19 protein-coding genes, 1 tRNA gene and 1 pseudogene are annotated in these 19,475 nt (G+C 69.7%); 12 read left to right on the plus strand and 9 right to left on the minus strand.

Annotated elements, in window-relative coordinates:
- Positions 1 to 7: 7 nt before the first annotated feature.
- Positions 8 to 1,333, minus strand: coding sequence for a sensor histidine kinase (locus tag ACH5AC_RS25770; protein WP_398864534.1), 1,326 nt, complete (start codon positions 1,331 to 1,333; stop codon positions 8 to 10).
- 166 nt (positions 1,334 to 1,499) lie between these two features.
- Here ACH5AC_RS25770 and ACH5AC_RS25775 point away from each other — a divergent pair.
- The 8 genes and pseudogenes from ACH5AC_RS25775 to ACH5AC_RS25810 all read left to right on the plus strand — a co-directional run bounded on the left by ACH5AC_RS25775 (position 1,500) and on the right by ACH5AC_RS25810 (position 8,021).
- Positions 1,500 to 2,359: pseudogene (locus ACH5AC_RS25775) on the plus strand (hypothetical protein).
- Positions 2,360 to 2,373: 14 nt separating this feature from the next.
- Positions 2,374 to 2,446 (plus strand) — tRNA-Gln (locus ACH5AC_RS25780).
- 130 nt (positions 2,447 to 2,576) lie between these two features.
- Entirely contained in the window at positions 2,577 to 4,025 is a 1,449-nt protein-coding gene (gene glmU, locus ACH5AC_RS25785; protein WP_398864535.1) for a bifunctional UDP-N-acetylglucosamine diphosphorylase/glucosamine-1-phosphate N-acetyltransferase GlmU, read from the plus strand.
- Between the two features lie 77 nt (positions 4,026 to 4,102).
- Positions 4,103 to 5,083, plus strand: coding sequence for a ribose-phosphate diphosphokinase (locus ACH5AC_RS25790; protein ID WP_398864536.1), 981 nt, complete (start codon positions 4,103 to 4,105; stop codon positions 5,081 to 5,083).
- A 189-nt stretch (positions 5,084 to 5,272) separates the two neighbouring features.
- Positions 5,273 to 5,869: a 50S ribosomal protein L25/general stress protein Ctc gene (locus tag ACH5AC_RS25795; protein WP_398864537.1), complete on the plus strand. Its 597-nt coding sequence runs from the start codon at positions 5,273 to 5,275 to the stop codon at positions 5,867 to 5,869.
- Positions 5,870 to 5,952: 83 nt separating this feature from the next.
- Positions 5,953 to 6,555 carry an aminoacyl-tRNA hydrolase gene (gene pth, locus ACH5AC_RS25800; protein ID WP_398864538.1) on the plus strand — a complete coding sequence of 201 codons (603 nt, stop codon included), beginning with the start codon at positions 5,953 to 5,955 and terminating at the stop codon, positions 6,553 to 6,555.
- A 64-nt stretch (positions 6,556 to 6,619) separates the two neighbouring features.
- Complete coding sequence (locus ACH5AC_RS25805; RefSeq protein WP_398864539.1) at positions 6,620 to 7,138, plus strand: hypothetical protein; 519 nt, start codon at positions 6,620 to 6,622, stop codon at positions 7,136 to 7,138.
- A gap of 169 nt (positions 7,139 to 7,307) precedes the next feature.
- The gene (locus ACH5AC_RS25810) at positions 7,308 to 8,021 is read left to right on the plus strand and encodes an LPXTG cell wall anchor domain-containing protein (RefSeq protein WP_398864540.1); all 714 of its coding nucleotides are present in this window, start codon (positions 7,308 to 7,310) and stop codon (positions 8,019 to 8,021) included.
- Positions 8,022 to 8,105: 84 nt separating this feature from the next.
- Here the strand turns inward: ACH5AC_RS25810 and ppc are convergent, their stop codons facing one another.
- On the minus strand, positions 8,106 to 10,835 hold the full coding sequence (gene ppc, locus ACH5AC_RS25815; protein WP_398864541.1) for a phosphoenolpyruvate carboxylase: 2,730 nt from the start codon (positions 10,833 to 10,835) through the stop codon (positions 8,106 to 8,108).
- A gap of 286 nt (positions 10,836 to 11,121) precedes the next feature.
- On the opposite strand from ppc, the gene ACH5AC_RS25820 reads away from it, so the two are divergent.
- Positions 11,122 to 12,132 carry an acyl-CoA desaturase gene (locus tag ACH5AC_RS25820; RefSeq protein ID WP_398864542.1) on the plus strand — a complete coding sequence of 337 codons (1,011 nt, stop codon included), beginning with the start codon at positions 11,122 to 11,124 and terminating at the stop codon, positions 12,130 to 12,132.
- Positions 12,129 to 12,803, plus strand: a complete 675-nt coding sequence (locus tag ACH5AC_RS25825; protein ID WP_398864543.1) for a TetR family transcriptional regulator — start codon at positions 12,129 to 12,131, stop codon at positions 12,801 to 12,803. The genes ACH5AC_RS25820 and ACH5AC_RS25825 overlap by 4 nt, the downstream gene beginning before the upstream one ends.
- A gap of 19 nt (positions 12,804 to 12,822) precedes the next feature.
- Here ACH5AC_RS25825 and ACH5AC_RS25830 read toward each other — a convergent pair whose 3' ends face one another.
- The 3 genes from ACH5AC_RS25830 to ACH5AC_RS25840 all read right to left on the minus strand — a co-directional run bounded on the left by ACH5AC_RS25830 (position 12,823) and on the right by ACH5AC_RS25840 (position 14,234).
- Positions 12,823 to 12,996 (minus strand): CsbD family protein, encoded by a 174-nt coding sequence (locus tag ACH5AC_RS25830; RefSeq protein WP_398864544.1) that lies wholly within the window; start codon positions 12,994 to 12,996, stop codon positions 12,823 to 12,825.
- A gap of 65 nt (positions 12,997 to 13,061) precedes the next feature.
- Entirely contained in the window at positions 13,062 to 13,430 is a 369-nt protein-coding gene (locus tag ACH5AC_RS25835; protein WP_398864545.1) for a glyoxalase, read from the minus strand.
- 3 nt (positions 13,431 to 13,433) lie between these two features.
- On the minus strand, positions 13,434 to 14,234 hold the full coding sequence (locus ACH5AC_RS25840; RefSeq protein ID WP_398864546.1) for a trans-aconitate 2-methyltransferase: 801 nt from the start codon (positions 14,232 to 14,234) through the stop codon (positions 13,434 to 13,436).
- 102 nt (positions 14,235 to 14,336) lie between these two features.
- Between ACH5AC_RS25840 and tamR the strand changes: the two genes are divergently transcribed.
- Positions 14,337 to 14,834: a MarR family transcriptional regulator TamR gene (gene tamR / locus ACH5AC_RS25845; RefSeq protein WP_398864547.1), complete on the plus strand. Its 498-nt coding sequence runs from the start codon at positions 14,337 to 14,339 to the stop codon at positions 14,832 to 14,834.
- On the opposite strand, the gene ACH5AC_RS25850 is transcribed toward tamR, so the two are convergent.
- The gene (locus tag ACH5AC_RS25850) at positions 14,793 to 15,560 is read right to left on the minus strand and encodes a LuxR C-terminal-related transcriptional regulator (RefSeq protein WP_398864548.1); all 768 of its coding nucleotides are present in this window, start codon (positions 15,558 to 15,560) and stop codon (positions 14,793 to 14,795) included. The two genes, tamR and ACH5AC_RS25850, sit on opposite strands and share 42 nt — an antisense overlap.
- 277 nt (positions 15,561 to 15,837) lie before the next feature.
- Between ACH5AC_RS25850 and ACH5AC_RS25855 the strand changes: the two genes are divergently transcribed.
- Positions 15,838 to 16,281, plus strand: a complete 444-nt coding sequence (locus tag ACH5AC_RS25855) for a GNAT family N-acetyltransferase (RefSeq protein ID WP_398864549.1) — start codon at positions 15,838 to 15,840, stop codon at positions 16,279 to 16,281.
- 15 nt (positions 16,282 to 16,296) lie between these two features.
- Here ACH5AC_RS25855 and galK read toward each other — a convergent pair whose 3' ends face one another.
- Genes galK through galT form a run of 3 tightly spaced genes read right to left on the minus strand, consistent with a single transcriptional unit; the run spans position 16,297 to position 19,471 of the window.
- Positions 16,297 to 17,451, minus strand: coding sequence for a galactokinase (galK, locus tag ACH5AC_RS25860; protein ID WP_398864550.1), 1,155 nt, complete (start codon positions 17,449 to 17,451; stop codon positions 16,297 to 16,299).
- Positions 17,451 to 18,413 carry a UDP-glucose 4-epimerase GalE gene (gene galE, locus ACH5AC_RS25865; RefSeq protein ID WP_398864551.1) on the minus strand — a complete coding sequence of 321 codons (963 nt, stop codon included), beginning with the start codon at positions 18,411 to 18,413 and terminating at the stop codon, positions 17,451 to 17,453. The genes galK and galE overlap by 1 nt, the downstream gene beginning before the upstream one ends.
- Positions 18,410 to 19,471 carry a galactose-1-phosphate uridylyltransferase gene (galT, locus tag ACH5AC_RS25870; protein ID WP_398864552.1) on the minus strand — a complete coding sequence of 354 codons (1,062 nt, stop codon included), beginning with the start codon at positions 19,469 to 19,471 and terminating at the stop codon, positions 18,410 to 18,412. The genes galE and galT overlap by 4 nt, the downstream gene beginning before the upstream one ends.
- Between the last annotated feature and the right edge of the window lie 4 nt (positions 19,472 to 19,475).

The following is a 19,475-nucleotide window of genomic DNA, read 5'->3' on the forward strand; positions in this document are numbered from 1 at the left end:
CAGGCGCCTACGACGCCGGAATCACCGCCGACACCCGAAACCCACCAGCATCCGTCGGCCCCGACACAAACACCCCACCCAACGCCGCCACCCGCTCCTTCATCCCCACCAGACCATTACCCCCCGACGGCAACCGCGCCGACGACGCCGACCCCACCTCCGGCGGCGGACCGTTCTCCACCTGCATCGCGATCTCCGTCACCCGATGCGCCAACCGCACATACGTCTTCGCCCCCGCCGCATGCTTGTGCACATTCGTCAACGCCTCCTGCACCACCCGATACGCCGTCTGCTCGACCTCCCGCGCATACGACCGCACCTCACCCTCCACCGACAGATCCACCACCATCCCCGCCGCAGCCGACTGCCCCACCAACTCATCCACATCCGACAGACAGGGCCCCTCAGCCCCACCCTCCTCCACCACCGCTCGCGACGCCGCCGCAGCCGCCGCCACACCCACCGCCGCCAACGGCACCGACGACACCGACCCCACCCGCCGCTCACCCTCCCCACTGCGCAACACGCCCAGCATCTCCCGCAACTCCGTCAACGCCTGCCGCCCCATGTCCCCCACCAACGCCGCGTTCTTCACCGCCTTCTCCGGATCCTTGCGCGCCACCGCCTGCAACGCCGCCGCATGCACCACCATCAGACTCACCCGATGCGCCACCACGTCATGCATCTCCCGCGCGATCCGCGTCCGCTCCTCGTTACGCGCCCACTCCGCCCGCTCCTCCGCCCGCTCCGCGAGCAACTGCAGCTCCCGCTCAAGACTGTCCGCCCGCTCCCGCAGACTCTCCATCAACCGACGCCGCGCACCCACATACAGACCGAGCAGCACCGGAGGCGCGGTCAGCCCGAGCGCGCCCGTGATCGACACGAACGGAACGAACCAGTCCCCCAACATCAGGTCGTCGTCCCCGCGCGTCTCCGGCGGCCGCATCCGCACCGCCATCACGATCAGCGAACCCACCAACGACATCCCCGCCAACGACGCGATGATCCGGCGCGGCAGCTCCGACGCGGCCAGGGTGTACAGACCCACGATGCCCATCAGAAAGCCCATCTGCGCCGGCGTGACCGCGATCGCCACCAGCACCACCGCAATCGGCCACTGACGCCGAACGAGCAGCATGGAACCGGCGAGCAACCCGAACGCCACCCCCGCGGCATCCGGAATCCCCGCGTCCCGAGCGAACGCCTCCCCCTCCAACGCACACTCCGTCGCCGACGCCACCGCCAGACTCCAGTCCAACAGCGCGCCACGCCACCTGGCCCACCACCACGGCCCCGGCCGGGCCGCCCCCTGGTCTTCCCCCGTCGTGGTCATGCCTCCAGCCTACGGGCGTCCACCGCGGCTTTTCCGGCGAGTTTCCCCGACCGGCCCGCACCACACTCCGTAATCGAATCACCGCAAAACCTGCCGGTATCACTCGAACTGCTGAACCACCCCCGTTCGAACCCGGAAGCCGACATTCCACCCGGACGGTATGCGCATGGCACATGCAACAGGCAAGTACGCGGACTTCGAGAACCTCAGAGAACAGGCGGTGGCGCTGCGGCGCCGGGGTACAGCCTTCGGCAGATCCGTGACGAGCTGAAGGTCTTCAACAACGACATCCTCAACCAGCTTGTAAAGGGGGAACCGCCACCGGCGTGGACGAAGCGTCCGAACGCGAAGGACGACCTCAGGCAGAAGGCACGGGAGCTACGACTGCAGGGCTGGACGTACGACCAGATCGAGGCGGAGCTGGGCTGCTCCAGAAGCTCTGTCTCCCTGTGGGTGCGGGATCTGCCCCGTCCCAAACCGCGCTACACACCTGAAGAACAGCGGGCGCTCATGCGGGAAGGACTCGCAAAACGCCGTGCCGCGGACAACGAGGAGCGCAGGAAAACAAAACTCGCCGCGCACGAGGACGTCGGAGCGCTGACCGACCGCGAACTGTTCATGGCGGGGGTGGCCCTGTACTGGGCCGAGGGTTCGAAGAGCAAACCCTACGATCGACGCGAGCGCGCGATCTTCGTCAACAGCGACCCGGGCGTGATCCGGGTCTACCTGGCCTGGCTCGATCTCCTGAACGTGGCCCGGGAGCGCCTGCGCTTCCGGCTGCTCATCCATGAGTCCGCGGACGTGGACGCGGCTCACCGGTTCTGGGCGGAGGTGGCCGACGTCGACGTGTCGGTCTTCGCCAAGCCGACACTCAAGAGGCACAACCCGAAGACCGTCCGCAAGAACACCGGCGACGACTACCGTGGCTGCTTGGTCATCGGGGTAGCGAGAAGCGCCCACCTGTACAACCGCATCGAGGGCTGGTGGAACGGAATCGTGGCCCAGGCCGAGGAACGTCTCCGGTAAGGTCTGAAGCGCTGTCCCCCGTGGTGTAACTGGCAGCACACTGGTTTTTGGTACCAGCAGGACAAGGTTCGAATCCTTGCGGGGGAGCTCACAGCGCACACGACCTGAGTTCGGGCCCTTACCTACACGGGTCAGGGCCCGCACGCATGTCCCCCAAGAAACGCCCCGGTATCCTGCGGTTGTCCACCCCCACCCCACACAGCCGAAGGGCAACCCCGTGAGCGCCATTCGCCCGGCAGCCGTCGTCGTTCTTGCAGCGGGTGAGGGCACCCGTATGAAGTCGGCCACACCCAAGGTCCTGCACGAGATCTGTGGTCGCAGCCTCGTCGGTCATGTTCTCGCCGCCGCCCGTGAGTTGGACCCGGAGAACCTGGTCGTGGTCGTCGGGCACGCGCGGGAGAAGGTCGCCGCGCATCTCGCCGGGATCGACCCCGCCGTACGGACCGCCGTGCAGGAGGAGCAGAACGGCACGGGTCACGCCGTACGGATGGGGCTGGAGCAGCTCGGCGGGACGATCGACGGGACGGTCGTCGTGGTGTGCGGGGACACGCCCCTGCTCACCGGCTCGACTCTCGCCGCTCTGGCCGCGACCCACCACTCGGACGGCAACGCGGTGACGGTGCTGACGGCGGAGGTGCCGGACGCGACGGGGTACGGCCGGATCGTGCGGGACGAGGCGAGCGGTGCGGTCACCGCGATCGTGGAGCACAAGGACGCGACGGAGGAGCAGCGGGCGATCCGGGAGATCAACTCGGGTGTGTTCGCGTTCGACGGGCAGCTGCTGGCGAAGGCGCTGAAGCAGGTGCGGACGGACAACAGCCAGGGTGAGGAGTACCTCACCGATGTGCTGGGGATTCTGCGGGAGGCCGGTCATCGGGTGGGGGCGTCGGTGGCCGCCGATCACCGTGAGATCGCCGGGATCAACAACCGGGTGCAGTTGGCGGAGGCCCGCGGGATTCTCAACGACCGGCTTCTCACCGCCGCCATGTTGTCCGGGGTCACCGTCGTCGACCCCGCCACCACGTGGGTCGATGTGACCGTGACGTTCGAGCAGGACGCGGTCGTCCACCCGGGCACGCAGTTGCACGGGGCGACTCACCTGGGTGAGGGCGCGGAGGTCGGGCCGAACACGCGGCTGAGGGACACGCGGGTCGGTGCGGGGGCGCGGGTGGACAACACGGTGTCGGACGGGGCGGAGATCGGTCCGCAGGCGAGTGTGGGGCCGTTCGCGTATCTGCGGCCGGGGACGCGGCTGGGTGTGAAGTCGAAGATCGGTACGTACGTCGAGACGAAGAACGCGACGATCGGTGAGGGTACGAAGGTGCCGCATCTGTCGTATGTCGGGGACGCGACGATCGGTGAGTACACGAACATCGGTGCGGCGAGCGTGTTCGTGAACTACGACGGTCAGGAGAAGCATCACACGACGGTGGGGTCGCACTGCCGGACCGGTTCGGACAACATGTTTGTGGCTCCTGTCACGGTCGGGGACGGTGCGTACACCGCTGCGGGGTCCGTGATCACGAAGGATGTGCCGCCCGGTTCGCTGGCCGTGGCCCGTGGCCAGCAGCGGAATATCGAGGGTTGGGTGGCTCGTAAGCGTCCGGGCAGTGCGGCGGCGAGGGCGGCCGAGGCGGCCTCCGGTGGAAGCGGAAGCGAAGGCTGACCGGAAACGGGTACGTCGAACACGGCGTACCGTGATAGGTGCACACCCAGCTGCGACACCTCTGAGGAGACAGTGCTGTGACCGGGATCAAGACGACCGGCGAGAAGAAGTTGATGTTCTTCTCCGGCCGCGCCCACCCCGAGCTTGCCGAGGAGGTCGCCCACCAGCTGGGTGTCGGGGTTGTCCCGACGAGGGCCTTCGACTTCGCGAACGGGGAGATCTACGTCCGTTACGAGGAGTCGGCGCGTGGTGCGGACTGCTTTGTGATCCAGAGCCACACGGCTCCGATCAACCAGTGGGTCATGGAGCAGTTGATCATGATCGATGCGTTGAAGCGTGCTTCGGCGCGTTCGATCACGGTGATCGTGCCGTTCTACGGGTATGCGCGGCAGGACAAGAAGCATCGTGGTCGTGAGCCGATCTCGGCGCGGCTGATCGCCGATCTGATGAAGACGGCCGGCGCGGACCGGATTCTCACCGTGGATCTGCACACCGACCAGATCCAGGGTTTCTTCGACGGTCCGGTGGACCATCTGTTCGCGCTGCCGCTGCTGGCGGACTATGTGGGCAAGAAGGTCGACCGGGACAAGCTGACGGTGGTGTCGCCGGACGCCGGCCGGGTGCGGGTGGCGGACCGGTGGTGTGACCGTCTGGGCGCGCCGCTGGCGATCGTGCACAAGCGGCGTGACAAGGACGTGGCGAATCAGGTGACCGTCCATGAGGTGGTGGGCGAGGTCAAGGGTCGGGTGTGCGTCCTGGTCGACGACATGATCGACACGGGTGGCACGATCTGTGCGGCGGCGGACGCGTTGTTCGCGCATGGTGCGGAGGATGTCATCGTGACGGCGACGCATGGTGTGTTGTCGGGTCCGGCGGCGGACCGGTTGAAGAACTCGCGGGTGAGTGAGTTCGTGTTCACGAATACGCTGCCGACGCCGACGGAGCTGAGTGACGATCTGGACAAGATCACGGTGTTGTCGATCGCTCCGACGATTGCGAGCGCGGTGCGTGAGGTGTTCGAGGACGGGTCGGTGACCAGCCTGTTCGACGAGCAGTAGGCCGTCAGCGCTTCTGCATGATCGATTTTTCTGCGGCCTCCCGCGCCGAGTAGACTGCTCAGGTTGCTCGGCGAGGGAGGCCGTCCTCGTGAAGAGGTACGGCGGTCCGTTATCGACGCGCTCTTCGTAGCAGGCCGTTCGTGGCCGGGTGACCCCGTCCGTTTCCGCTTCCTACGAGGAGTGATTCATATGTCCGAGGTGAAGCTCACCGCCGAGACGCGCACCGAGTTCGGTAAGGGTGCCGCGCGTCGTATCCGTCGTGACAACAAGGTTCCGGGTGTTCTGTACGGTCACGGCTCCGAGCCGCTGCACCTGACGTTCCCGGGTCATGACCTGCTGCTGGCGCTGCGTACGCCGAATGTTCTGATCTCGCTGGACATCGAGGGCAAGGGCAGCGAGCTGGCGATCCCGAAGGCCGTGCAGCGTGACCCGCTGAAGGGCTTCCTGGAGCACGTCGACCTGCTGCTGGTCAAGCGAGGCGAGAAGGTCAACGTCGAGGTTCCGGTGCAGGCCGAGGGTGAGCTGGCGGCGGGTGGCAACCTGCTGGAGCACGTGCTGAACGCGCTGCCGGTCGAGGCGGAGGCGACGCACATTCCCGAGGCGCTGACGGTGTCCGTGGAGGGTCTGGCGGCCGGTGACTCCGTCCTGGCGAAGGACATCAAGCTGCCGAACGGTGTCTCGCTGGCCGTCGAGGAGGACGCGGTGGTGCTGCAGGTGCTGGCGGCGCAGGCCGAGGAGGCCGCCGAGGGTGCCGAGGCCGCGGGTGAAGAGGGCGCCGAGGTCTGAGTCCGGGCCTGACGCTGTCGTACAGCAGTATTCGTGGTAGCCGCTGCTCCTCTCCCGGAGCAGCGGCTTTCGCATAAGGAGAGATGGACGTGACCACCCCTGCCAATGCCCCCTGGCTTGTTGTCGGGTTGGGTAATCCCGGGCCGGAGTATGCCGGTAATCGACACAATGTCGGTTTTATGGTGGCCGATCTGCTGGCGGAGCGGATCGGGGGCCGGTTCAAGCGGGCGAGCAAGGCGCAGGCGCAGGTCGTGGAGGGGCGGATCGGGCCGCCGGGGCCGGGGAGCCGTCGGGTGATCCTGGCGAAGCCGATGTCGTACATGAATCTGTCGGGCGGGCCGGTGAACGCGCTGCGGGACTTCTACAAGGTGCCGGTGGCGAACATCGTGGCGGTGCATGACGAGTTGGACATCGACTACGGGACGTTGCGGCTGAAGCTGGGTGGTGGTGACAACGGTCACAACGGGCTGAAGTCGATGACGAAGGCGATGGGGGCGGACTATCACCGGGTGCGGTTCGGGATCGGGCGTCCTCCGGGTCGTATGCCGGTGGCGGATTTCGTGCTGAGGGACTTCTCGTCGGCGGAGCGCAAGGAGTTGGACTACTTCGTGGACCGGGCGGCGGATGCGGTGGAGTGTCTGGTGATCGAGGGGTTGGAGCGGGCGCAGGGGTCGTACAACTCCTGACGTGTCACGGGTTCGCCTCCCGACTGTCACCCGTTCGGGTTGACCTCTTGCGGGGGCATGGCCAATGATCCCGGCCATGCCTGCTACCGCCGTGTCCCACCGTCGGGCGTCCTCCCGTCAGGTCTCACTCGTCGCGCTGCGGCTCGGGCGGCTGGCCGCGATGGGTGCGGTCGCGGTGGTGATCCTGATCGCCGGGGTGTGGGCGTCGTGGGGTACGGCGCAGCACGTGATGCTGACGAAGGGGCGGGAGCGGGGCACGGTCGCGGTGACGCGGTGCGGGGAGGGCGTCTGTACGGGTCCGTACGCGCCGCTGTCCGAGGGGTCGACGGCACGCGCGCGCGTGGAGATCGAGAACTCGGTGGCTGTGCGCGAGGGGCAGACGTACACGGTGATGGTGAAGCCGGGCAGCGACGAGGTGGTGCGGTCGGGGCCGGCGGGGATTTTGTATGCATGGGTTCCGCTGGGCGGGGCATTGTTGTTGGCGTCGGTGGTGATCGCGGGTGGGTTGCGGCGGACGCGGGTGGCGTGGGTGATGGCGGGGGCGGGGATTGCGCTGTTGACGGGGGCGTTTCTCACTATCTGAGGGCGCGTATCCGGCGATTCGGGGACAGGCCGGTCGTTTTCGTCTCTCGCACACGCTGTGAATTCCCACAGTGTTGCCTGTTTGTGATTGACCGACTTTCAGACATGGCAGGATGCTGAGCTGCCTCCCCCACATCTTCCCTTTCGTCACTCCGAAGATGGATTGCCACATGCGTACCCTCACCCGCGTCGGCGTCGCCGTCGCCGCGTCCTCGGCAGCACTGCTGCTGGCTCCCGTGGCTCACGCCACGGACACCACCACCGTGCAGCTGCGTCAGGAGCTGCCGCTCACCGCCGAAGGCTTCGAGCACGGCACGTGCCCCGGCATCGCCGAGGACATGGACGGCTGGCACTTCGTGCTGCCGGCCGACGGGAAGACCAAGCCCGACTTCGTCAAGCTGACGGTGACCTTCGCGCCGGGCGGGGAGCAGGTCGTCACCGACTTCAGCGGCTTCGCGGGCGCGGCCGGCAAGCACGCGTACGTGGCCTCCGAGCCGGGCGCCGAGCTGACCTCCGCCGTCGCCGAGGTCACGGGCGGTGTGTCGGAGGAGTACCTGTTCAACCTGTCCCACACCTGCCCGGCGACGGACGACAAGACCCCGGGCGACGACGACACCTCGACGCCGACGGACGGCTCCACGCCGACCGACGATTCCAAGCCGACCGACGGCTCCACGCCGGGCGACGACGACGCGGTGTCCCCGAGCGCGTCCGAGTCCGCGGCCGCCGCTCCGACGTCCGCGCCCTCCGCGCAGGGCACCAGCGGTGACCTGGCCGAGACGGGTAACGGCGCCCCGGTGGCCGTCCTGTCGGCCGTCGCGGCCGCGCTGGTCGGCGCGGGCGGCTTCCTGCTGCTGCGTCGCCGCAAGGCCCAGCAGGGCTGACGCGGGCGCCGCACACGCCGAAGAGGGGGTGCCCCCGAGTCCGTACGGGCTCGGGGGCACCCCCTTTTGGTGTGCGGGTGGCTGTCAGCCGGTGTTGCGCAGGCCCGCCGCCACGCCGTTGACGGTGAGGAGCAGGGCGCGGGAGAGCAGCGGGTCGGGTTCGGCGCCGGCGGCCGCGGCGTCGCGCTGGCGCTTGAGCAGGGTGACCTGGAGGTAGGAGATGGGGTCGAGGTAGGCGTCGCGGATGGTGAAGGTCTGCTTCAGCACGGGCTGGGCGTCGAGGAGTTCCTTCTCGCCGGTGATCTTGAGGACCTCGGCGACGGTGAGGGCGTGCTCGGCCTTGATGGTGTCGAAGACGTGCTTGAGGTCGTCGGGGACGAGGGTGTCGACGTAGTGCTGGGCGATCCGCAGGTCGGTCTTGGCGAGGGTCATCTCGACGTTGGAGATGAAGTTGCGGAAGAAGTGCCACTGTCCGTGCATCTCTTCCAGGACGGTGTCCAGTCCGGCCTCGCGCAGGGCCTTGAGGCCGGAGCCGACGCCGAACCAGCCGGGGACGATCTGGCGGGACTGGGTCCAGCCGAACACCCACGGGATGGCGCGCAGTCCGTCGAGGCCGGCGCCGGAGTCGGGGCGGCGGGAGGGCCGGGAGCCGAGGTGCAGGTCGGCGAGCTGGTCGACGGGCGTGGCGGCGAAGAAGTAGGCGGGCAGGTCGGGGTCCTCGACGAGGCGGCGGTAGGCGGCGTGGGCGGCGTCGGAGACGACGTCCATGGCGGCGTCCCAGCGGGCGAGGGCCTCGTCGGACTGGCGGGGGGCGGTGTGCAGGGCGGATGCCTGGAGGGTGGCGGCGACGGTCAGTTCCAGGTTCTCCCGGGCGAGGGAGGGGATGAGGTACTTGTCGGAGATGACCTCGCCCTGTTCGGTGACCTTGATCTCGCCCTCCAGGGTGCCCCAGGGCTGGGCGAGGATGGCGTCGTGGGAGGGGCCGCCGCCGCGGCCGACGGTGCCGCCGCGGCCGTGGAAGAGGCGCAGCCGGACGCCGTAGCGGTGGGCGACGTCGCGGAGGCGGCGCTGGGCGCGGTGGATCTCCCACTGGCTGGTGGTGATGCCGCCGAACTTGGAGGAGTCGGAGTAGCCGAGCATGACTTCCTGGACGTCGCCGCGCAGTGCCACGAGGCGGCGGTACGACGGGTCGGAGAGCATGTCCTCCAGGATGGTGTCGGCGGCCTTGAGTTCGTCGGTGGTCTCCAGCAGGGGGACGATGCCGATCTTGGCCCAGCCGGCGTGGAGGTCGATCAGGCCGGCCTCGCGTGCCAGCACGGCCGCGGCGAACACGTCGTCCGCACCCTGGCACATCGAAATGATGTACGACTCGATGACCTCGGGTCCGAAGACCTCCAGGGCCCGCTTGACGGTCTGGAAGACGCCGAGGGTCTTCTCGCCGGCCGCGTCGACCGGGGCGGGCGTGGGGGCCAGCGGCCGGCGGGAGCGCAGTTCCTTGGCGAGGAGCTTGGCGCGGTAGTCGCGGGGCATGTCGGCGTAGCGCCAGGACTCCTCGCCGAGGCGGTCGAAGAGCTGGCCGAGGGCGTGGTGGTGGGCGTCGGCGTGTTCGCGGACGTCCATGGTGGCCAGCTGGAGGCCGAAGGCGGACAGGGTGCGGATGGTGCGGTTCATCCGGCCGTCGGCGATGAGGCCGCCGCGGTGTTCGCGCAGGGAGGTCTGGATGAGGGTCAGGTCGTGGAGCAGCTCGGTGGTGCCGAGGTAGTCGCGGCCGGGCTCGTGCGGGGTGCCCTTGGCGAGGCGCTGCTTGGTGTTCTCCAGCTTCTGGCGGATGCAGGTGGCCTTGAGCCGGTAGGGCTCCTCGGCGTTGAGGCGCTTGTAGCGGGGGCTGATCTCGGGGAGGTTCTCCAGGTCGGCCTGGAGGGAGGCGAGGAGTTCCTCGGTGGCGCCGGTGTAGCGGATGGAGTTCGACAGGAAGCCGCGGAGTTCGTCGATCATCTCCAGGGCGTCGTTGATGCCGTGTTCGTGCTGGAGGATGAGGACGTCCCAGGTGACCTGGGGGGTGACGTTGGGGTTGCCGTCGCGGTCGCCGCCGATCCAGGTGCCGAAGGTGAGCGGGCGGGTGGTCTCCGGCAGGTGGACGCCGACGCGTTCCAGTTCGGCGGTGAGGTCCTCCAGGACGTCGCCGACGGCGTTCGCGTGGAGTTCGTCGAGGTAGTAGATGGCGTTGCGGGCCTCGTCGGCCGGTTCGGGGCGTACGACGCGCAGTTCGTCGGTCTGCCAGACGAGGTCGATGTTCTCGGCCAGTCGGGTGTCGTGGCGGCGGCGGTCGGAGTCGATGACCGGGGTCTCCAGGAGCGCGGCGATGCGCCGGAGCTTGTTGAGGACCGAGCGGCGGGCTGCCTCGGTGGGGTGGGCGGTGAAGACGGGGCGCACATTGAGGTGGCGGACGGTCTCGCGGACGTGTTCGGCGTCGGCGTCCTTGAGCCGGTCGGCGGTGCGGGCGAGGAGGCCGCCCTCGGCGGCGCGGCGGGCGCGCAGTTCGCGGCCGCGGTGCACCTGCTCGGTCACGTTGGCGAGGTGGAAGTAGGTGGAGAAGGCGCGGACCAGCTTGGCGGCGGTGTCCAGTTCGGTGCCGCGCAGGAGTTCGGCGGCGGCCTCGCCGTCCTCGCGGGTGAGGCGGCGGACCTTCTCGACCAGTTCGAGGAGTTCGGGGCCCTCCTGCCGGACAAGGGTCTCCCCCAGGAGGTCACCCAGTCGGCGGATGTCGGCGCGCAGCTCGCTGCTGGTCGTCGTGGTCTCGTCGGCACTGCTCACAGGTGCGGCTCCTTGCAGTGTTGAAGCTCGTCTGGGAGGGGACCCGGACGGTGGCCTGCGGCGCTGCCGCATAGGGGCCGGGCATCCGGGAAGAAAACTTCAGCGGACCGCGCTGTCCGACCGACATCAAGGATAGGTGGCGGGGCGGACGCGCAGACTGACGGGCTCTTGCCGCGGGGCGGCGCACTGCCATACTTACGATGCCGTAGGTTACGGAACCGTAGGAAACACGGGCGGTTCCGGCCCGGTATCTGTCTCTACCCTCGAAACCCCACAGGGGACGCCCATGACCACGAGCTCCGATGTGATCGAAGACGCCCCGGAGGCGGGCGACGGCGCCGCGGTGCCCTCCGCGACGCTCGGCGGCGAGCAGAAGCGTTCGATCGAGCAGATCACCCTTCTGCTCTTCATCACCGTCCCGTTCCTCGCGCTGCTGGCGGCCGTGCCGCTGGCGTGGGGGTGGGGGGTGAGCTGGCTGGACCTCGGTCTGCTGGTCTTCTTCTACTACCTCGGCTGTCACGGCATCACGATCGGTTTCCACCGCTATTTCACGCACGGTTCCTTCAAGGCGAAGCGGCCGCTGCGGATCGCGCTGGCGATCATGGGGTCGCTGGCGGTGGAGGGTCCGTTGGTGCGCTGGGTGGCCGACCACCGCAAGCACCACAAGTTCTCCGACGCGGAGGGCGACCCGCATTCGCCGTGGAAGTACGGCGAGACGGTCCCGGCCCTGCTGAAGGGGCTGTGGTGGGCGCACATCGGCTGGATGTTCGACGAGGAGCAGACGCCGCAGGACAAGTACGCGCCGGATCTGATCAAGGACGGCGCGATCCGGGCGATCTCCCGGCAGTTCGTGCTGTGGACGATGGTGTCGCTGCTGCTGCCCGCGCTGATCGGCGGTCTGGTGACGATGTCCTGGTGGGGCGCGTTCACGGCGTTCTTCTGGGGATCGCTGGTCCGGGTGGCGCTGCTGCACCATGTGACCTGGTCGATCAACTCGATCTGCCACGCGGTCGGCAAGCGGCCGTTCAAGTCGCGGGACCGCTCGGGCAACGTGTGGTGGCTGGCGGTGCTGTCCTGCGGTGAGTCCTGGCACAACCTGCACCACGCCGACCCGACGTCCGCGCGTCACGGTGTGGAGCGGGGCCAGCTGGACTCGTCGGCGCGGCTGATCCGCTGGTTCGAACAGTTCGGCTGGGCGTACGACGTGCGCTGGCCGTCACGCTCGCGTATCGATTCGCGCCGTAACGGCTCCGATGACGGCTCTCGGCACCGGAAGGCGAGCGCCGACGCGGCATGATGGACGCCGTGGCGATCGATCCCAGCACATCCAGCAACGACAAGCCTCGGCGTGCGCGCCGTACCCGTATGACCGGTGCGGAGCGGCGGCAGCAGCTGCTGGAGATCGGTCGCACCCTCTTCGCGGCGAAGGGCTTCGAGGGCACCTCGGTGGAGGAGATCGCGGCGAAGGCCGGGGTGTCCAAGCCGGTGGTGTACGAGCACTTCGGCGGCAAGGAGGGCCTGTACGCGGTGGTGGTGGACCGTGAGATGCGGCGGCTGCTGGACATGGTGACGGGCTCGCTGACCGCCGGCCATCCCCGTGAGCTGCTCGAACAGGCGGCGTTCGCGCTGCTGGACTACATCGAGGAGTACACGGACGGTTTCCGCATCCTGGTCCGTGACTCGCCCATCCCGCAGTCGACGGGTTCCTTCGCCTCTCTGATCTCGGACATCGCCACCCAGGTGGAGGACATCCTCGGCAAGGAGTTCAAGAGCCGCGGCTTCGACCCGAAGCTGGCCCCGCTGTACGCGCAGGCGCTGGTCGGCATGGTGGCGCTGACCGGCCAGTGGTGGCTGGACGTCCGCCGTCCGAAGAAGGCGGAGGTGGCGGCCCACCTGGTGAACCTGGCCTGGCACGGGCTGGACGGCCTGGAGCCGAGGCCGCGGCTGATCGGGCACCGCAAGAGCTGACGCGTCGCCGGTGGCGCGGTCAGTGCTTGAAGGTGTCCTTGGTCTTCTCCTTCGCCTGTGTCGCGTCCCCCTTGATCTGTTCGGCCTTGCCTTCGGCGGTCATGCGTTCGTTGCCGAGGACACGGCCGGTCGTTTCCTTGGCCTTGCCCTTCATCTGCTCCTTCTTGGCCCTGGCCTTGTGATCCTTCGCCATGTTCCTCACTCCCGGCGAGATTCGGCATCGGTGTCAGCACAGCGAGTGACCCTTCGCCGGGAGGCTCAAACGGCGGTCACGGGCTCTAGGAACTCCAGGCGGTTGCCCACGGGGTCGTGGGAGTAGAACCGTTTGTGTCCCGGCAGGTTCTCGTCCCACTCGACGGGCGCCCCGTGGGCGGCCAGTCGGACCCCGTACCGCTCGATGCCGGTGACCCGCAGCCCGGGGTGGGCCTTGCGGGCGGGCCGGAAGTCCTGCTCCGTGCCCACGTGCAGCTGGACGAAGCCCGCCTGGAACCAGCAGCCGCCGCGCGCGGCCAGGACGGGCGGCTTGGGGATCTCGGTCATGCCGAGGACGGTGACGTAGTAGGCGCGCAGGCGGTCCTCGGAGCCGGGTGGGGCGGCCAGCTGGACATGGTCGACGGCGACGATCACGGTTCATGCCTCCTTGTGGGCGACGGCGAAGACTCGGCGGAACGGGAAGGGCGTGCCGTGGGCGCCGGCCGGGTAGGCCGCGCGCAGGGCGGTGCGGTAGTCGGCGAGGAAGGCGTCGCGGGTGCCGGGGTCGTCGGCGAGGGCGGTGAGGACGGGGCGCAGTCCGGTGCCCTTCACCCAGTCCAGCACCGGGTCCGCGCCGGTGAGGAGATGGAGGTACGTCGTCTCCCACACGTCGGCCGCGCAGCCCAGGTCGGTGAGCCGGGCCAGGTAGGTCTCGGGGCCGAGGACGGCGTCGTCGTGGCGCAGGACGTCTGCGAGGCCGTACCGGTGGGCGAGGTCGCGCATCAGGCGGTGGCTGGGGGCGTCGAAGTTGCCGGGCACCTGGAAGGCGAGGGTCCCGCCGGGGGCGAGCCCGTCGATCCAGGCGGCGAAGCGTTCGGTGTGCCCGGGCACCCACTGGAGGGTGGCGTTGCTGATGATCAGGTCGTACGACACCGTGGGCGCCCAGGTGCGTACGTCGGCGTGGGCGAACTCCAGGCGGCCGCCGCCCGGGGTGGGTCCGGCGTGGTCGACGTGGGCCTTGTCGAGCATCTCGGCGGAGTTGTCGTAGCCGGTGATGTGCGCGGTGGGCCAGCGGTCGGCGAGGAGGGCGGTGACGTTGCCGGGGCCGCAGCCGAGGTCGGCGACGCGGGGCGGGTCTGTGGGGAGGGCGGGGACGCGGGCGAGGAGGTCGGTGAAGGGGCGGGCGCGGTGACCGGCGTGGCGCAGGTACTGGGCCGGATCCCAGGCGGGTGTGGTCATGGGACCAGGCTCCCAAGCGATTTAGCTTGACGTCAAGAGAGTTTGCATCAAGATGCTTGATGTCAAGAGACTTCACATCGACACAACCACTACACTGATCGCATGGAGGACGAGGTCGATCGGCTGGTCGCGGCGTGGCGCCGAGAGCGCCCGGACCTCGACGTGGAACCGCTGGAGGTGCTCAGCCGGGTGAGCCGGCTGGCCCGGCACCTGGACCGCGCACGCCGTCTGGCGTTCTCCGAACACCAGCTGGAGCCGTGGGAGTTCGACGTCCTGACCGCGCTGCGGCGGGCCGGCGCGCCGTACCAGCTCTCGCCGGGCCAGCTGCTGACACAGACCCTGGTGACGTCGGGCACCATGACGAACCGGATCGACCGGCTCGCGAAGAAGGGCCTGGTGGAGCGGTTGCCGGACCCGAGCGACCGGCGGGGGGTGCTGGTCCGGCTCACACCGGAGGGCCGTGACCGCGCGGACCAGGCCCTGGCGGGCCTGCTCGACCAGGAGCGCGCCATCCTGGCCGAGCTGTCCCACGCCCAGCGCGCCGACCTGGCCGCCCTGCTACGCCAGCTGACCGCCCCGTTCGACAACATCCCCGGCTAGATCCACCGGCCCCACCCCTGCCCGGCGGGCCAGGGCGACGGCGGCGAGGGTGGAGTGCACGCCCAGTTTGCCGAGGACGTTCTGCATATGGGTGCGGACGGTGTGCGGGGAGAGGAACAGGCGTTCGGCGACGGCCTTGCGGCCGAGGCCGGCGACCATGCAGCGCAGCACCTCACGCTCACGCGGGGTGAGGGACTCCACGAGCCGTTCGCTCTCGGTGCGGTGCTTGCGGGCGGCCGTCAGCTCCCGCAGCACGCCGGTGAGCAGGGCGGGCGGCAGATGTGTCTCGTCGCGCAGCACGCCTCGTATGACCGTGAGCAGCCGGGACAGCGAGCAGTCCTTGGCCACCCAGCCGGAGGCGCCGGCCTGCAGGGCGAGCGCGGCGCGCCGCGGGTCGTCCTTCTCGGCGAGCACGACGATCCGCACGTGCGGCTGCGCGGAGCGGACCCCGGCGACCAGGGAGATCCCGTCGACCAGCCCGTCCTCGCCGGCCTCCCGCACCGGCACGGCGGGCCGCGGGCCCGGGACCTGGCCGCCCAGGTCGGCGTCGACGAGCAACACGTCGAACCGGCGCGCCTCGGCGGCCGCGCGCTCCAGGCTGCGCAGCGCGGCCGGGCCGCTGCCGGCGGCGGACACCTCGACGTCGGGCTCGGCGGCCAGTGCGGCGGCGAGCGACTCGGCGAAGATGCGATGGTCGTCGACGACCAGGACTCGGATGCGAACCACGAAACCCCCTTCCCGAGCTCCTTCACGGAGCAGGGGACACCCCTAGGTCCGGAGAACGAGACGACGACGGGCGCGGATACGGCGCCCGGGGATGGCATGAGCCGCACGGCCGCCGCCGTACCGCAATCGCTACCCCCACCGCGGGCGCCGTACCCGACTGTCTCGCCCCCTGAATCAGCGCCGGCCCCCACCGGCGCTGTTCACAGCGTAGGGCCGCGGCCGGGACGGGGAAGGGTATTTGCAGAACTGGCCGTCCTGCGCGTTTATGGTGAGCCGCATGTTTCGTCTTGAGGCAGAAGTCGACAGAGCCAGACGCGATCTGCTCCGCTCCCGGCTCCGCGACACCAACACGGCGGCCTCCCCGATCCTGCGCGCCCTGCGCGGCACCCCCGCCGAACGTGAGCGGCCCCTGCACGTGTGGGCCCTGGACGAGACGGGCGACCTGGCCGGCGGCCTGGTCGGCCACACCTGGACGACCTGGCTGCACGTCACCTACCTCTGGGTCGACGAGCGCCACCGCGGCCAGGGCCTCGGCACCCGGCTGCTCACCGAGGGCGAACGCATCGCCGCCGAGGACCGCGGCTGCCGCCGGGTGCGCCTGGAGACGTGGGACTTCCAGGCGCCGGACTTCTACCAGCGGCTGGGCTACGACGTGGTGTGCGTGATCGAGGACTATCCGCCGGGCATCACCGAGTACACCCTGACGAAGCGGCTGGGGTGATGCCCGGCGCGGCCGTCAGGCCAGCCGGCGCGCCCCCGGCGCCGGCACCGCCTCGAAGACGCGCGGCGCGGTGAAGCCGGCGGAGGCGAAGGACTCCTCGACCGCCTTGGTGAGGGTGCCGACGTCGCCGGCCTCCGCGAGGACGATCGCCGAGCCGCCGAAGCCGCCGCCGGTCATGCGGGCGCCGAGGGCGCCGGCGGACAGGGCCGTGTCGACGACCAGGTCCAGCTCCGGGCAGGAGATGCGGAAGTCGTCGCGCAGGGAGGCGTGGCCCTCGACGAGGACCGGACCGATGGCGCGGGTCTCGCCGGATTCCAGGAGCGAGACGATGCGCTCGACGCGCTCGTTCTCGGTGACGATGTGGCGCACCAGGCGGCGGACCTCCTCCTCCTCGCCCAGGCGGGTCAGGGCCGGCTCCAGGTCGCCGTACGGGATGTCCCGCAGGGCGTCGACGCCGAGCAGGGCGGCGCCCTTCTCGCAGCCCGCGCGCCGCTTGCCGTACTCGCCCTCGCTGTGGGAGTGCTTGACCTGGGTGTCGACGACCAGCAGGCGCAGGCCCTCGGCGGCGAGGTCGAAGGGGATCTGCCTCTGGGACAGGTCGCGGGTGTCGAGGAAGAGCGCGTGGCCCTCCTCGCAGCAGGCCGAGGCCGTCTGGTCCATGATGCCGGTCGGGGCGCCGACGTAGACGTTCTCGGCGCGCTGGCACAGGCGGGCCAGTTGCCAGCGCTGCAGGCCGAGTTCGAACAGGTCACCCAGGGCCAGGGCGACGACGACCTCCAGCGCGGCGGACGACGACAGGCCGGCGCCCGTCGGAACCGTCGAGGAGAGGTGGATGTCGGCGCCGGTCACCGGGTGCCCGGCCTCCCGCAGCGCCCAGACCACGCCCGCCGGGTACGCGGTCCACCTCTTGTCGGACTCGGGGGCCAGCTCGTCCAGGCCCAGTTCGACGACGCCGCCCTCGACGTCCGAGGAGTGCAGGCGCAGCACGCCGTCCGTGCGCCGTGCGACGGCCGCGGTCGCGGTGTGCGGCAGCGCGAACGGCATCACGAAGCCGTCGTTGTAGTCGGTGTGTTCACCGATGAGGTTGACGCGTCCGGGCGCCGCCCAGACGCCCTCGGGCTCGGCTCCGTAGAGCTCGACAAAGGTGTCCCGTACCTGCTGTGCCCCCACTACTGCTCCCTTGCGATGTGCTGCGCGAACTCCCAGGCGTCCGCGACGATACCCGCGAGGTCCGCGCGGGACGGGTTCCAGCCCAGCTTCTCGCGGGCGGCCTCGGCGGACGCGACCAGCACCGCGGGGTCGCCGCCGCGGCGGGGGGCCACGACCTCGGGGATCGGGTGCCCGGTCACCGCGCGGACGGTCTCGATGACCTCGCGGACCGAGAAGCCGTTGCCGTTGCCGAGGTTGCAGATGAGGTGCTCGCCCGGCTGCGCGGCCGCGACGGCCAGCAGGTGGGCCTCGGCCAGGTCGGCGACGTGGATGTAGTCGCGGACGCAGGTGCCGTCGGGGGTCGGGTAGTCGTCGCCGTAGACGGAGATGGCGTCGCGGCGGCCCTGCGCGACCTGGAGGACCAGCGGGATGAGGTGCGACTCGGGGCTGTGGCGCTCGCCGTGGGCCCCGTAGGCGCCGGCGACGTTGAAGTAACGCAAGGAGACCGCGCCCAGGCCGTGGGCCTTCGCCTCGCCGGTGATCATGTGGTCGACGGCGAGCTTGGAGGCGCCGTACGGGTTGGTCGGCCGCGTGGGCGCGGTCTCGACGATCGGGACCTCCTCCGGCTCGCCGTACGTGGCCGCCGTGGAGGAGAAGACGAGCTTGCGTACGCCCGCGTCGCGCATCGCGGCGAGCAGGGCCATGGTGCCGCCGACGTTGTTGTCCCAGTACTTCTCCGGCTTGACGACCGACTCGCCGACCTGGGAGAACGCGGCGAAGTGCAGGACGGCGTCGAAGGAGGGGTCGAGCCACTTGGCGGCGTCGCGGATGTCGCCCTCGATGAAGGCGGCACCGGCGGGGACACCCGCGCGGAAGCCGGTGGAGAGGTTGTCCAGGACGACGACCTCGTGGCCCGCCTCCAGCAGATGCTGGGCCACGACGCTGCCGACATAGCCGGCGCCACCCGTCACCAGGTACTTCATGAACTCGCTACCTCTCGCAGTCGCTCGGCCGCGGCCTCCGGCCGGATGTCGTTGATGAACACGCTCATGCCGGATTCGGAACCCGCGAGGAACTTCAGCTTGCCGGAAGTGCGGCGGATGGTGAAAAGCTCGAGGTGGAGCGCGAAGTCGTCGCGGTTGACGCCGTCGAACTCCTCCAGCTGGCCGAACGGCGCCTGGTGCCAGGCGGCGATGTACGGCGTGGGAGGCTCGTCGTCGCCGAAGATCCGGTCGAAGCGCCTGAGCAGCTCCAGGTAGACCTTGGGGAACTCGGTGCGCGCCGCCTCGTCGAGCCCCAGCAGGTCGGGCACGCGCCGCTTGGGGTACAGGTGCACCTCGTACGGCCAGTGCGCGGCGTACGGCACGAAGGCCACCCAGTGGTCACCCTCCAGGACGACGCGTTCGTCGGCGAGTTCACGCTCCAGGACGGCGTCGAAGAGGTTCTCCCCGCCCGTCGCGTCCTTGTGGGCGGCCAGTTGGCGCAGCATCAGGGCGGTGCGGGGGGTGGTGAAGGGGTACGCGTAGATCTGCCCGTGCGGGTGGCCCAGGGTGACGCCGATCTCGGCGCCGCGGTTCTCGAAGCAGAACACCTGTTCAACGGAGGGCAGATGCGACAGCTCGGAGGTGCGGTCGGTCCACGCGTCCAGCACCAGCCGCGCCTGCTCCTCGCCGAGGTCGGCGAAGGACGCGTGATGGTCGGAGGTGAAGCAGACCACCTCGCAGCGGCCGGAGTCGCCGGCGAGGGAGGGGAAGCGGTTCTCGAAGACGACGACGTCGTACGAGGAGTCGGGGATCTCGCTCAGGCGGTCACCCTGCGACGGGCACAGGGGGCACTCGTCGGCCGGCGGGTGGTAGGTGCGGCCCTGCCGGTGCGAGGCGATGGCCACCGAGTCGCCGAGCAGCGGGTCACGGCGCACCTCCGACGTGGTGACCGTGCGCTCCAGGGGGCGCCGGTCGGCCGCGTCGCGCACCGCATCGTCCCGCAGGTCGTAGTAGATGAGCTCACGATCGTCGGCCAAGCGGGTCGAGGTCTTCTTCACCGCG

The organism is Streptomyces sp. NPDC018693, assembly GCF_044391385.1.
Taxonomy (GTDB): Bacteria; Actinomycetota; Actinomycetes; order Streptomycetales; family Streptomycetaceae; genus Streptomyces.

Excerpts from the sequence above, each read along its gene's own strand:
- ACH5AC_RS25770 (WP_398864534.1), bottom strand. The coding sequence starts at position 1,333 with ATGACCACGACGGGGGAAGACCAGGGGGCGGCCCGGCCGGGGCCGTGG.
- ACH5AC_RS25795 (WP_398864537.1), top strand. The coding sequence starts at position 5,273 with ATGTCCGAGGTGAAGCTCACCGCCGAGACGCGCACCGAGTTCGGTAAG.
- pth (WP_398864538.1), top strand. The coding sequence starts at position 5,953 with ATGGACGTGACCACCCCTGCCAATGCCCCCTGGCTTGTTGTCGGGTTG.
- ACH5AC_RS25805 (WP_398864539.1), top strand. The coding sequence starts at position 6,620 with ATGATCCCGGCCATGCCTGCTACCGCCGTGTCCCACCGTCGGGCGTCC.
- ACH5AC_RS25810 (WP_398864540.1), top strand. The coding sequence starts at position 7,308 with ATGCGTACCCTCACCCGCGTCGGCGTCGCCGTCGCCGCGTCCTCGGCA.
- ACH5AC_RS25820 (WP_398864542.1), top strand. The coding sequence starts at position 11,122 with ATGACCACGAGCTCCGATGTGATCGAAGACGCCCCGGAGGCGGGCGAC.
- ACH5AC_RS25825 (WP_398864543.1), top strand. The coding sequence starts at position 12,129 with ATGATGGACGCCGTGGCGATCGATCCCAGCACATCCAGCAACGACAAG.
- ACH5AC_RS25830 (WP_398864544.1), bottom strand. The coding sequence starts at position 12,996 with ATGGCGAAGGATCACAAGGCCAGGGCCAAGAAGGAGCAGATGAAGGGC.
- ACH5AC_RS25840 (WP_398864546.1), bottom strand. The coding sequence starts at position 14,234 with ATGACCACACCCGCCTGGGATCCGGCCCAGTACCTGCGCCACGCCGGT.
- tamR (WP_398864547.1), top strand. The coding sequence starts at position 14,337 with ATGGAGGACGAGGTCGATCGGCTGGTCGCGGCGTGGCGCCGAGAGCGC.
- ACH5AC_RS25855 (WP_398864549.1), top strand. The coding sequence starts at position 15,838 with ATGTTTCGTCTTGAGGCAGAAGTCGACAGAGCCAGACGCGATCTGCTC.
- galE (WP_398864551.1), bottom strand. The coding sequence starts at position 18,413 with ATGAAGTACCTGGTGACGGGTGGCGCCGGCTATGTCGGCAGCGTCGTG.